This window comes from Bacillus sp. MHSD_36 (assembly GCF_030757775.1).
Classification (GTDB): Bacteria; Bacillota; Bacilli; order Bacillales; family Bacillaceae_G; genus Bacillus_A.
This window is the reverse complement of the sequence record NZ_JAVBIS010000004.1, coordinates 256,178-269,114: the sequence shown is the minus strand read 5'-3', so window position 1 is coordinate 269,114 and position 12,937 is coordinate 256,178. Positions and strand designations below refer to the sequence as shown.

Here is a 12,937-nt window from a genome sequence, read left to right as displayed (position 1 = left end):
CACTACAAGCATCCAAATTTCATTTTTTCTGTTTTGAGCATTTTTTGTTTATAATGGTAGAGGAAAGAAATATGTGTACGGAGGAATATTATGCTGCAACACTCAATTACGAAAGATGAAATTATGATGATTGCGAATGAGTTCGTTCAAGGACTAGATCCACAGCAAACAGCTGATCAGGAACATGTCGCTACAGCTCGGCACCTATATCGTAGTGGTGTTGTCTACAACGTTGACTTTGATGGTTATACGCTATCAGGAACTGTAGATGCTGAAGGCAGCGTATATAGTGTCCATATCCCGATTCGTAACGTAGCTGAAAGCTATTGCGATTGCTTCGCCCCAACGCAATGTGAGCATATGCTCGCTGTGTTACTATCTGCAGCGTCTAGTTTCGGGCAAGTAGGAGATGTATTAACTTTATTTAAAAATAATACGAAACCTTCTCTTCCTCCTATTCGAACTGCAAGACAAGTATTGCAATCATCAGCTTTTGAAGACACCGATTATAAAAGTTGGCAATCCTATTTTGATAACGAATATGATTCATTTAAAAAAGAACAAGCTCGGCTTACTTATAAGCAAATGTATTTTCTTATGAGTATTTTTACGGACTTCTATACGAAACTTGAGCGGAAGGCTCCGCGTATCGTTGTGATACATGAATTGTTCAGATTACATGCAGCGCTTTATTGTTTTCAAAAATTATTAGAAGAAATTCAGGACTTCGAAGCAAATAAAACGTATTCTTATCATCAGCCTGTTAACGTCGTTCGCCTATTTGTAGATAAAGTGGAATCTATCGTTCGGGACTTACAATCAGAAGCGATTCCTTCAGATTCTGAAGCAATTTTGCAAGAAACAGCTCGTCTCGTTCACGAAGTATTCTTCTCCACCGACGCTTATACGCAAGAGAGATTCTTTATTTATCGTCACATATGGAGTGAACTGTTACACAATAAAGAGCAACTACATGAAGAAGAAAAACGAATCGATACAAAAATCAATCCACTTTCCAAGGCTTTGGCATCTTCTCATCTACTGTTTTTAAATGATGAAGACCTATTAGCGATGGACTTACTAAAGAAACAACCTCCTTCTGTTGTAAGTCTGTACTTCTATTGGTTAGAAGAGTTGTTAAATACAATGAAATGGGATCGTGCAAAAAACTGGCTTTCCTTTACGTATAAACAAGTGAAAAAAACAATACATGAGCAAGAAAATACAATTTTCATAAAAGATATCGTTCGCTTATTTGTCATCATGTATGAAACGTATGCAACTCATACAAATGAACAAGCTGGATTCGAAATGATTTTACAAGAGCTATTACCATATAGTTTCGCAAACTATGAGCAATACGTACTCGCGAAAAAGCAGTATCATACATGGACAGAACTTCAGCTCTTACATGGGTTTGAAGCAATTGAACTTTTGAAAGAGCCGCTGAAAGATATTGAAAAGGAAGCACCAGAAGCAGCACTTCCTCTTTATCATCTTGCTGCCGTAGAGGCCATTGAAGAGCGAAATCGTAAATCATATAGACGTGCAGTTCGTTACTTAAAGAAATTACGTACATTATATAAACGATTAAAGCGTACCGATGAATGGGATGCCTTCATTATTCACATCGCAAACTTACATTCACGTTTGCGTGCACTACAAGAGGAATTACGGAAAGGAAAATTAATCGATGATCAATCAAACTAAAGTAACAATTAGGCTCCAGCATGTTAGTCAAGGTTGGTTCCTTTGGGGAGAAGATGACAGCGGTACTCCATTATCCGTAACCAGTTGGAAACGAAATGCATTTACATGGCACTCCACTTCCTTCTACGGCACGTTTCTAAAAGAAGCAACCTTTGAAGGAAAACAAGGTGTTATGCTAACAAACGCACAAGCATTTGAATACATCGCTAATAAACCGATGAACTCCTTTTCCCATATTCAAATGAACGGCCCTATTACAGCACTTACGGAAGATGCGAACGAATTATGGGATGCCTTCATCAGCGGTAGCTTCGTCCCTGATATGGAGCGTTGGCCTAAACAACCATCTTGGAAAGTTCAAAATACTCCAATCGAAGATGGCACATTGGCATCTCTTTTCTCGGCTGCGGTAAATGAAAGCATATTACAAGATAACCGTTCAAACGACGGATGGGAAGATGCAAAGAGACTTTATGAACATTACGACTTTACGAAAAGACAATTGGATGCAGCGCTACATGAAGAAGATTGGCTTCGAAAAATTGGTTACATTGAAGATGACCTTCCCTTTACAATCGGACTACGGCTACAAGAGCCGCAAGAAGAATTTGAAATGTGGAAGCTTGAAACGATTATTACACCAAAGCGTGGTGCTCATCGCATATATGTATATGAAAACATCGATTCTTTACCAAAGCGCTGGCACGATTATGAAGAGCGTATTCTTGAAACACAAGAAGGTTTCAGTAAGCTCGTGCCATGGTTAAAAGAAGGAGATACATTCCGAAGCGAGCTCTTTGAAACAGAAGCGTGGAACTTCTTAACAGAAGCAAGTAACGAATTACTCGCTGCAGGTATTACGATTTTACTACCATCATGGTGGCAAAATTTAAAAGCGACAAAACCAAAATTACGTGTGCAACTGAAGCAAAATGCGACGCAAACGCAATCTTTCTTCGGTATGAATACGCTCGTTAATTTTGACTGGCGCATTTCAACGAACGGCATCGATTTATCAGAAAGCGAATTTTTCGAACTCGTTGAACAAAACAAACGATTATTCAATATAAATGGTCAATGGATGAGACTGGACCCAGCCTTTATTGAAGAAGTACGAAAGCTCATGAACCGTGCCGATAAATATGGACTCGAAATGAAAGATGTCCTTCAGCAACATTTATCAAACACGGCTGAAACAGAAATTGTAGAAGAAGATAGTCCATTTACCGATATTGAAATCGAACTAGATGGATATTATGAAGAGCTATTCCAAAAACTATTGCACATTGGAGATATTCCAAAAGTAGATGTCCCTTCTTCACTACATGCTACACTCCGCCCGTATCAACAACATGGCATTGAGTGGTTATTATATTTAAGAAAACTTGGATTCGGCGCATTGTTAGCTGACGACATGGGACTTGGAAAAAGCATTCAAACGATCACTTACTTACTATATATAAAAGAGAACAATCTCCAAACCGGCCCTGCCTTAATCGTGGCACCGACATCTGTTCTTGGAAATTGGCAAAAAGAATTTGAACGTTTCGCACCAAATTTACGTGTTCAGTTACATTATGGAAGTAATCGGGCGAAAGGCGAATCATTTAAAGACTTCCTTCAATCAGCAGATGTTGTATTAACATCTTATGCCTTAGCTCAGCTTGATGAGGAAGAACTTAGTACGTTATGCTGGGATGCTGTTATTTTGGATGAAGCACAAAATATTAAAAACCCACATACGAAACAGTCAAAAGCAGTCCGAAACTTGCAAGCAAATCACAAAATCGCTTTAACTGGGACACCGATGGAAAACCGACTTGCCGAGCTTTGGTCTATTTTCGACTTCATTAATCACGGATATCTTGGCAGCTTAGGACAATTCCAGCGCCGCTTCGTCTCACCAATCGAAAAGGACCGTGACGAAGGAAAAATCCAACAAGTTCAACGATTTATCTCGCCGTTTTTACTGCGTCGTACGAAGAAAGATCAAACAGTCGCATTAAACTTACCAGATAAACAAGAACAGAAAGCTTACTGTCCACTTACTGGAGAACAGGCTTCCTTATATGAACAACTTGTTCAAGATACGTTGCAAAATGTAGAAGGATTAAGCGGGATTGAAAGACGCGGATTTATATTACTCATGCTGAACAAACTTAAACAAATTTGTAATCACCCTGCTCTTTATTTAAAAGAAACAGAACCAAAAAATATCATCGAACGTTCCATGAAAACGAGCACACTAATGGAACTCATTGAAAATATAAAAGATCAAAATGAAAGTTGTCTAATCTTCACGCAATACATCGGTATGGGGAACATGCTAAAAAGTGTGTTAGAAGAACATTTCGGTCAGCGCGTCCTCTTCTTAAATGGTAGTGTACCGAAGAAAGAACGTGACAAAATGATCGAGCAGTTCCAAAACGGAACGTATGACATTTTCATCTTATCGTTAAAAGCAGGTGGAACTGGCTTAAACTTAACCGCTGCCAACCATGTCATTCACTACGACCGTTGGTGGAATCCAGCTGTAGAGAACCAAGCAACAGACCGTGCATATCGTATTGGTCAAAAACGCTTCGTTCATGTTCATAAACTTATTACAACGGGGACACTCGAAGAAAAAATTGATGAAATGTTAGAAAGAAAACAATCACTAAACAACGCCGTCATTACAAGCGATAGTTGGATGACCGAACTATCTACAGACGAGCTAAAAGAATTACTTGGTGTATAAAGTGAAACTTTAATCAGCCCCCGGCGAATAGCGGGATAAACAAAAGGAGCTAATCTCAAAAGACTAGCTCCTTTTTCTATTCCAAAACCAATTACTTATTATAATCCCTGTTAATCCGCCGCACGTATCCAGTAATGAATCTTGCCACATCGGTGTACGATCTCCCGTAAACCATTGATGAATTTCATCAAATGTTGCATATCCCGCAACGAAAAGAAGAGCGTATAGGAAACACCTTTTTCTCGAATAACCCGATCGATGAAAAGCATAATATATCAATGACCCGAGCATAAAGAACACCATAAAATGAGCACCTTTACGAAGGAAAAACTCAATAAATCCGCCTACACCTTTATTTGCAATGCTAACAGGTGTACCACCGCCATAATCGATAGATACCCACGAGAAATGCTCTTTTACAAACTCCACATTTACATATTGTTCAATATCCGAGCGCATATCCTGCTTTTTATACGGTTGTGCTGAGGAATAGAAAATCAACCCCATCCATAGTAAAACAGGAATCCAAAATAACCATTTACGATTCATTCTTCCGAAACCCCTCTCTTAGTCTTTTAAGAGTACCAAAAAAAAGAATAAATTTCACGCCAAAACATGACATTTGAACCCTATTTATATAGTGAAAGGGGGTGATAAACATGGCAGTCGAAACAATCGTAATGGATTTAACTTTACGTCTTGTCTTAAACAATGGATTAGATAAGAACGGAAAAACAGTTTTCAAGAACAAACAATTTAAGCGTGTTAAAACAAACGCAAACTTAGAACAAGTACAAAACGTAGCACGTGCTCTTGCTTCCTTACAAGCATCACCACTTCACGCTATACAACTTGTTAGCACATCAGACCTTTCTAACCTATAAGGTAGAACTGTAATCAGTGGGGCATCCCCCGCTGATTACACGATAAATAAAAAGGAGGAAACAACGTATGCAAGTACTAGAATTAATTTTCGCGAAAGAAGATGGAAAAACAGTCGTCTTCTCTATCGAGAAACCGATCACACCCGTTGATGCACAGGTCGTAAATCAAGTAATGGATACCATCCTTGCCTCATCTGTATTTTCATCAATCAATGATAATACCCGAAAAAAAGGAGCCCGTCTCGTAGAAAGGAATGTATCTGAGGTTTCCATTACCTTATAAACATAAAGACGAATCTGCATCATTTTGCAGATTCGTCTTTTTTCTTCGGCATTTCAATTGGAATAAAGATTTTGGAAAAACCGACGCATACATATTTATAGTGTTCTTCGCCTATATCGAACTCAGTCTTATATGTTGAGAAGAATATATAATCATCTCGCTTCGTATAATGATCGATTAATAATCCAACTTGTGGCTCAACATATTTTTTCGCCAACTTCTTACCAGCCGATGCTAAATCGCCAAGGAGACCCTCTTCATTCTCTTTTTGAACTTCGTCTAGCTTCTTACTTACATCATTACGTTTCATAAACTGCTTCGCTGCCCAGTCCGTATATTCACCTTTACTCGGATTACTATTTGCTAAATATACTAGAAGAACAACAACTAGAGCCATAATAATATACTTTTTCTTCATACTATCTCACCGCCTACTCTTTTCTATTTTCATATATATGTACAAGCGATGCAAATTAGAAAGACTAACATCTATTGATTGTAAACGAATAGACAAAATTTACAATATAAAACGGAATATTAACAATTAATTTACTTAATTCGTATATAATCATATTGAGAAACATTATCATTTTAAAAAGGGGAATCAAATTTATGAATGAAGAAAACGCTATTATTATTTCTAATTCTACAATGATGCTGGAACCATACAAGCACCCTTCTTATCGCACGAAAATGATTGACAGTAGTGGGAACCATCTTTACTCCTGTCAAACTGCTCTCCAACTCATCAAGCAATCTTGTTTAGCCAATGTTCACTCTACTTATCAAGGCAGACGGAAAGCAGTTCAAACAAAATTTCATTTCAAACAAAATGTTCCGATTCCAATTAATCATCGAGAATACATTTGTGCTTTCCCGACGGAATCTCCTTCTTCTCCAAACTGTATATGGCTGTTTTATAACCATATAAATTACGTAGAGTATTTCAAAAAGAGTAAAAAAGCTACCATTTATTTTTCAAATGGCACAACTACAACCATACATATCAGTCCTCATAGGTTAAAGCAACAATTATTAAAAGCTGGATACGTATTAGCACGTATGAACATGCAAGATTCACTGCAATTCAAAAACTTCTTATTACATTTATTACCTTAATAAAATAATTAGAATGGAAAGCAATATCCCTTGCCTTCCATTCTTATGATACTATTTATCCTCTTAAGCTATTTCGCATTTTATCAAGCGCTTGCCGATACACCCATCTCACTTGGTAATAAGTCATTTCCATCTCAGTAGCGATCTCCCCCATTGTCTTCCCTACAAAAAAACGTTCAAAAATAATGTACTTCTCCTTCTCATCTAGCACACTCATAAAATCCTTCGCTCTCATTTCAATATCTTCAAAATGAAAGATATCCTCATACTCTCCTACACATACACACTTTTTTTGCACCGCAAACTCTTTCTTCAATCTTTCTAATATATAACCACGCACCGTTATAACTGCATATGCAGGAAAACTTCCTTTCTTCGCATCATACCTTTCATACGCATGCCAAAGACCAATTAAACCACATTGATAATACTCTTCATGATCTTGATAAATACCTAACTTCTTTATTTGATTCACAATCATTCCTTCATACAAAACAACTGCCTCTTTAAAAGTCGCTGGTTTCACACAGTACCCACTTCTAAAAGGTATACCTCTTTGTTATTCCGCCGGTACCTCCACAATATAAAAATAAAGAAGTGATTTCACTGTGAGTAATTTCAAATACTACCGACAGAATTTAAAATTACACTAGATAGTATTTGAAATTTTGTTGGTGGTATTTGAAATAGAGGTAAAAATAAAAAAGGTGACTCCGAAGAGCCACCTTTTTCTAAAAGAACAAATTATGCACCAAATTTTGGAGCTAGACCACTTAAACTACTAAATCCAACTGAAAGAATAAAGAAAATAATAATTAAAATTGTTGCTTGTTTTTTACTTAATCCAGCCGTAATATGTAATCCTAATCCCATTACAACTAATGCCCAAATATTGAAAACTTCGAATGATGAAGCAGCACCATGAGCAACTGTACCTGACTCAAATAAAGTTGCTAAACTTGTATAAGAAGTTTCAATATCTCCACCAAGAATCATTCTAATAATAAAGTTCACAATTGCACCTAAAATTGAAATCGTATATGTGTAGACATAAATAGATAATAATTTCATGTATGAAGTATCATTACTCATAAACATCATAATCACTTTATAAATAGCTGCCGCAATGAAGAACCAAATCGCAGTACCAAATAGCCCACCAATAATACCTGCTCCTATTCCGAAGTAACCAACAACTTTAGCCGCTTCGGCATCAGGCACCTCACCCATTACACCAGGATGATTTACTACTTGATACATGCTAATCCCTGCAATTACAGCTGTTAATATAATGAAAAGGAAAAATGCCCCCCATACTGGACTTTTCGTCTTCATTCTCTCAAACTGTTCACCTGGAGATGTAATCATCCCTAATAATGACGGCTTTTTCGAACCTACATCTTGCGTATTAATATTTGTTTCCATTATAACGCCTCCTTCTATGTATATAACCCGTTCTAACGGGCGGTTCACTTCCTCACACAGAGGCCACGAACCGCCCACTAGAACGGTAATGTGTAGTTCTACTACACTATTAATTACTCATAACGTAATGCTTCAATTGGATCTAATTTCGCAGCTTTGTTTGCTGGAATTAATCCGAAGATAATACCAAGTGTCATAGAGAACAGTACGCCTCCAACGACAACTTCCCATGAAACGAGTGGTGGCCATTTCGCAAATGTGGAAACGATATAGGCCCCGCCATATCCAAGACCAATTCCAATTAAACCACCTAGAAGTGTTAACATAACTGCTTCAATTAAAAACTGTAATAAAATTTTACTACGCGTCGCTCCAAGTGCTTTACGTACTCCAATTTCACGCGTACGTTCTGTTACAGATACGAGCATGATGTTCATAACACCAATACCACCAACGACTAATGAAATACCCGCGATACCGCCGATGATCATTGTCATGATGTTAGTTACTTTAGAAACATTTTCTTGGAATTCTTTTAAGTTAACCAGTTCATATTTACCTGGAATTTCACTTGGCTTACGACTATTTAATACATCAACAGCTTGTTTCCCAGCTGCTTCTAAATCGTCTACATTTTTAGCTTGAATTGCGATATTTTGAATATCATCTGTTCCGTATAAAACAGGCCATAACGTAAGTGGGATTAATCCCTCTTCCATCTCAAATCCCATAAATTCATTATCAGATTTATACACACCAATAATTTGCATTGGCTGTCCCTTCATCTCAATAATTTGTCCAACTGGGTTTACGTCCTTAAATAAAGTTTCTTCTGTTTTTGTACTAATCATCATAACGTTATTTGCATGAGTAATATCTGATTCACTTAAAGTACGTCCCTTTACGATCTTTACTTTATTAACTGCAAAATATTCATTATCAAGACCAATAATATTTAGATTTGCTTTTTTATCATTTACATCAAGTATCTCCATCCCTTGATTTGTTGTAATAACGTGGGATACATCCTTTACTTGTTTTACTTCCATAATATCTTCTTCCGTTAACTTCGGTATTTCATGCCCGCCCATATTAAACTCATCATTAATATCTGCTTTAAATTGAATTGGCATCAGATTATTACCACCCGAACCTGCGAATTTCGACTTCAGCATCGCTTCCCCGCCTTGCCCAATCGCAACGACAGTAATAATAGAACCTACCCCGATAATAATACCGAGCATCGTAAGAGCTGAACGCAGTTTATGAGCTAAAATAGAAGATAGGGCAATTTTTATACTATCTAGTAAACTCATACCGCACACCTTCTATCTTCTGTAATTTTCCCATCTCGCAATACAATGCGGCGGGAAGAATACGCTGCTACTTCCTCTTCATGTGTAACCATAACAATCGTTGTACCTTCTGCATTAAGCTTCGTGAAAATATCCATAACTTGTTCACCAGACTTCGTATCAAGCGCACCAGTCGGCTCATCGGCCATAATGAATGTTGGATTATTCGCAATCGCTCTTGCGATTGCTACACGCTGCTTCTGTCCACCTGATAACTCATTCGGTAAATGATGCACGCGATCTGCTAATCCAACTTTACCTAACGCCTCTAAAGCACGCTTACGACGCTCTGCCTTCTTTATGCCACCATAAACGAGCGGAAGCTCAACGTTTTCCACTGCTGAAAGACGCGGCAGCAAATTAAAGTGCTGAAACACAAAACCAATATATTCATTACGAATTAATGCAAGTTTTGACTCATCTGCTGTTAAGATATTCACATCATTCAGCATATATTCGCCTTCTGTTGGACGATCTAAACAACCGATAATATTCATAAGCGTTGATTTACCAGAACCAGACGGTCCCATAATCGAAACGAATTCACCGCCCTGAATCGTTAAACTAATACCGTGCAAAATCGGTACTGCCAATTTTCCTTGATAATACGTTTTAGCAATATGATTTAACGTAATCATTTCTCTTTCACTTCCATTCCGTCATACACATCGTCGGAAGGATTTTTAACCACCTTTTGCCCCACTGTTACGCCTTCTACAACCTCTGTCCAGTCTCCATCAGTAGAACCTTTTTTCACATTTTGTTTACGAAGCTTTCCCTTATCCTCAACATAAACAAATGCATCATCATCTTTTTCTACAATACTCTTAGTCGGAACAGCAATCATCTTCTTATTCTCTAAACTTACTTGCAGAGAAACATGATAGCCTGGAGATAAACCATCTTGACTATCAAGACTTGCCTTATATGTATATTGAGACATGTTTTGGGTCGCTTCACCCATACCACCAGCTTGCGCCATCTCTGCACTCGTTGGGAATTCACTTACCTCTGTAATCTTACCTGTCCACTTCTTCTTATTATTTGCTTTCGCAGTTACAGTGAATGTTTGATCCTTTTGAATTTGTGATTTTTGAAGCTCAGTTAACGTCCCTTGAATTTGGAACGGATCTTTAGAAGCTACTTGTAAAAATGCTTTCCCTTGACCACCTAACGCTTGAGATGAACTTTGCGCCGCATCCTTGTCTAACTTTTGAACGACACCAGCAAAATTACTATAAATCGTAAGCTCTTTCTGCTTTTTACTTAACTCTTCTTTTTGTAACTTCCCTTTTTCTTTCTCAAGATCAGTTGTCTTTTGAGCTATCTCCAGCTCACTTACTTGCTCTTCCATCGGATCTGTTACTTCTTTCCCAGCTCCGCTATCTTTCGCTTTCTTAATTTCTTTCTTCAGCGAATCAATCTTCTTCTTCCCTTGATCATAACGCATATCAGCCATCTTCTGATCAAGCTCTGCTTGCTTCATTTGCAAATTAATCTCTTCATTATCATAAGAGAATAACTTCGCGCCTTTCTCTACCTCTTGTCCTTCTTTTACTTCAATATCTTTTACTTTTCCTTTGGCCGGATCCGCATAGAAACTTTCAATATTCCCAGGCTTCACCTGACCAGAAATCAGCTTCGTATTATTAAGCTTTCGCTCCGTTACCTTCTCAAAGCTTACAGCGTCAGCAGACGTTGCTGCGCCTTTCTTCTTACCTTGCATTACGAAAATATTAATTGCTGCTACAATAACAATTAGTGCAATAACCCCAATAATAATCCACTTCTTCTTCTTGTTTGGAGTACGAACCGTATTTGGTACCATATTCTCTCTCCTTTTATAACTTAATAGTTTAATATAAAAATTGTATAAAACTTTCTGAAAACAAATTACATATTATTACATTCTTTTTACAAAGTTTTACACATTCATTTATATTGTAACAAAAATTCCAATGATTAGAAATATGACATATTGTCTTTTAAGATAGATTTAAGGAAAGATTATATTCATATAAGAAAAGCTATCCAAAATAATAATTGGATAGCTTTTCGAACAAAATATTAAGCTGCTTTAGGAGCTTTTCTTTCATGTCCACGTTGAACGATGAACAAGAAGACTGTCGATAAAATTGCACCTGTTAATAGTAAAATGAAACAACCATCCCAGCCAGAACGATCAACAATAACACCGATTGCTGCGTTTGCTACAAGACTTCCGCCTACATAACCGAACAGACCACACATACCAACTGTTGTACCTACTGCAAATTTCGGTACTAATTCCATCGCACTTAAACCGATTAAGAACTGTGGTACATAAATTAAACAACCAATAATAGAAACAGCAATACTTACAACAAGTATGCTAGTTGCTTGCCAATATACAAACGTACCAATAACAACTCCGACCATACTAATGATACATAATGGCATACGTTTTCCTTTAAATAATTTATCACTTAAAAAACCAACGATTAATGAACTTGGAATTGCCATACCTTCAAAGATTGCGTACGCCGCGTGTGCTTCATTTTTTGAGAAACCTTTAACTGTCGTTAAATAAAGTGGAACCCAGTTAATAACACCGAAACGAATTAAATAAACAAATGCATTCGCAATACATAAGAACCATACAAATTTATTTTTCACTACATACTTCATTAAAATTTCTTTTGGTGACATCTTGTTAGCATTATCTGCTTTTTCAAGATTTTCATAGTCATTACGATACTCATCAATTGGAGGAAGACCTTCTGATTCTGGTGTATCCTTCGCATTAATCCAAACAAGAACTGCAATTACCATTGCGATAATAGCTGGGAAAATAAACACGCCGCCTTGCCAGTGGTTTTCACCGAAAATACCTACACCAATTCCGACAAGTGGTGGTACAAGCATTCCGCCAACGTTATGTGAAATATTCCAAAGACCTGTTTTCGTACCACGTTCTTTCTTTGAGAACCATTTCGTCATAACGATACTACAAGGGGGTGCTCCCATACCTTGTACAATACCATTTAGGACAAGTAATGTAACAATCATTCCAAATGAAGATGCAAAACCGAAACAAATATTCACAAGCCCTGATAAGAATAAACCGACTGCGATAAAGCGCTGGGCGAAAGCTTTATCTGATAAATTCCCCATAAAGAACTTACTAAATCCATAAACAATTGCCATTACTGAACCTAGTAGACCAATTTCAGCCGTACTAAAGCCATATTCTTGTACTAAATACGTACTTGATAACGTAAAGTTACTACGAACTAAATAATAAGCAGCATATCCAACTGAAATCCCGATTAACACACGAATACGTAGTAATCGATATACACGATCGATCATATCCGCTGGCAATCTTTCAATTGCAGGTGCTGGCTTGAGCCATTTAAACATATTCTTTCGTCTCCTTTTC

Annotated in this window: 13 protein-coding genes; 5 read left to right on the top strand and 8 right to left on the bottom strand. The window is 37.3% G+C overall.

The annotated features are described in order from the left end of the window. Positions 1 to 90 precede the first annotated feature (90 nt). Both Q9B79_RS18505 and Q9B79_RS18500 read left to right on the top strand, forming a co-directional pair. Positions 91 to 1,710, top strand: coding sequence for an SWIM zinc finger family protein (locus tag Q9B79_RS18505; protein ID WP_306186486.1), 1,620 nt, complete (start codon positions 91 to 93; stop codon positions 1,708 to 1,710). After that, positions 1,694 to 4,450 carry a DEAD/DEAH box helicase gene (locus Q9B79_RS18500; protein ID WP_306186483.1) on the top strand — a complete coding sequence of 919 codons (2,757 nt, stop codon included), beginning with the start codon at positions 1,694 to 1,696 and terminating at the stop codon, positions 4,448 to 4,450. Before Q9B79_RS18505 ends, Q9B79_RS18500 begins: the two co-directional genes overlap by 17 nt. Before the next feature lie 63 nt (positions 4,451 to 4,513). Here Q9B79_RS18500 and Q9B79_RS18495 read toward each other — a convergent pair whose 3' ends face one another. Further along, positions 4,514 to 4,999 carry a VanZ family protein gene (locus Q9B79_RS18495; RefSeq protein ID WP_306186481.1) on the bottom strand — a complete coding sequence of 162 codons (486 nt, stop codon included), beginning with the start codon at positions 4,997 to 4,999 and terminating at the stop codon, positions 4,514 to 4,516. A gap of 110 nt (positions 5,000 to 5,109) precedes the next feature. Between Q9B79_RS18495 and Q9B79_RS18490 the strand changes: the two genes are divergently transcribed. Together Q9B79_RS18490 and Q9B79_RS18485 are read left to right on the top strand one after the other, a co-directional pair. Then, positions 5,110 to 5,334 (top strand): DUF1659 domain-containing protein, encoded by a 225-nt coding sequence (locus Q9B79_RS18490; protein WP_306186480.1) that lies wholly within the window; start codon positions 5,110 to 5,112, stop codon positions 5,332 to 5,334. 67 nt (positions 5,335 to 5,401) lie between these two features. Continuing rightward, entirely contained in the window at positions 5,402 to 5,617 is a 216-nt protein-coding gene (locus Q9B79_RS18485; protein ID WP_306186479.1) for a DUF2922 domain-containing protein, read from the top strand. Between the two features lie 19 nt (positions 5,618 to 5,636). On the opposite strand, the gene Q9B79_RS18480 is transcribed toward Q9B79_RS18485, so the two are convergent. Continuing rightward, positions 5,637 to 6,035, bottom strand: a complete 399-nt coding sequence (locus Q9B79_RS18480; protein WP_306186478.1) for a DUF4359 domain-containing protein — start codon at positions 6,033 to 6,035, stop codon at positions 5,637 to 5,639. A 194-nt stretch (positions 6,036 to 6,229) separates the two neighbouring features. Between Q9B79_RS18480 and Q9B79_RS18475 the strand changes: the two genes are divergently transcribed. Continuing rightward, on the top strand, positions 6,230 to 6,736 hold the full coding sequence (locus Q9B79_RS18475) for a competence protein ComK (RefSeq protein WP_306186476.1): 507 nt from the start codon (positions 6,230 to 6,232) through the stop codon (positions 6,734 to 6,736). A 55-nt stretch (positions 6,737 to 6,791) separates the two neighbouring features. Here Q9B79_RS18475 and Q9B79_RS18470 read toward each other — a convergent pair whose 3' ends face one another. The 6 genes from Q9B79_RS18470 to pgtP form a co-directional block, all read right to left on the bottom strand. After that, positions 6,792 to 7,262 (bottom strand): sigma-70 family RNA polymerase sigma factor, encoded by a 471-nt coding sequence (locus Q9B79_RS18470; RefSeq protein ID WP_306186475.1) that lies wholly within the window; start codon positions 7,260 to 7,262, stop codon positions 6,792 to 6,794. A 218-nt stretch (positions 7,263 to 7,480) separates the two neighbouring features. Beyond that, a complete protein-coding gene (gene yknW / locus Q9B79_RS18465; RefSeq protein ID WP_306186473.1) occupies positions 7,481 to 8,161 on the bottom strand; it encodes a YknW family membrane protein in 681 nt (226 codons plus the stop codon). Between the two features lie 113 nt (positions 8,162 to 8,274). Next, positions 8,275 to 9,477, bottom strand: a complete 1,203-nt coding sequence (locus tag Q9B79_RS18460) for an ABC transporter permease (RefSeq protein WP_306186471.1) — start codon at positions 9,475 to 9,477, stop codon at positions 8,275 to 8,277. After that, positions 9,474 to 10,154, bottom strand: a complete 681-nt coding sequence (locus Q9B79_RS18455; RefSeq protein ID WP_087986571.1) for an ABC transporter ATP-binding protein — start codon at positions 10,152 to 10,154, stop codon at positions 9,474 to 9,476. Before Q9B79_RS18455 ends, Q9B79_RS18460 begins: the two co-directional genes overlap by 4 nt. After that, positions 10,151 to 11,344 (bottom strand): efflux RND transporter periplasmic adaptor subunit, encoded by a 1,194-nt coding sequence (locus tag Q9B79_RS18450; RefSeq protein WP_306186469.1) that lies wholly within the window; start codon positions 11,342 to 11,344, stop codon positions 10,151 to 10,153. Before Q9B79_RS18450 ends, Q9B79_RS18455 begins: the two co-directional genes overlap by 4 nt. A 239-nt stretch (positions 11,345 to 11,583) precedes the next feature. Continuing rightward, positions 11,584 to 12,918, bottom strand: a complete 1,335-nt coding sequence (gene pgtP / locus Q9B79_RS18445) for an MFS transporter (protein WP_098669980.1) — start codon at positions 12,916 to 12,918, stop codon at positions 11,584 to 11,586. Between the last annotated feature and the right edge of the window lie 19 nt (positions 12,919 to 12,937).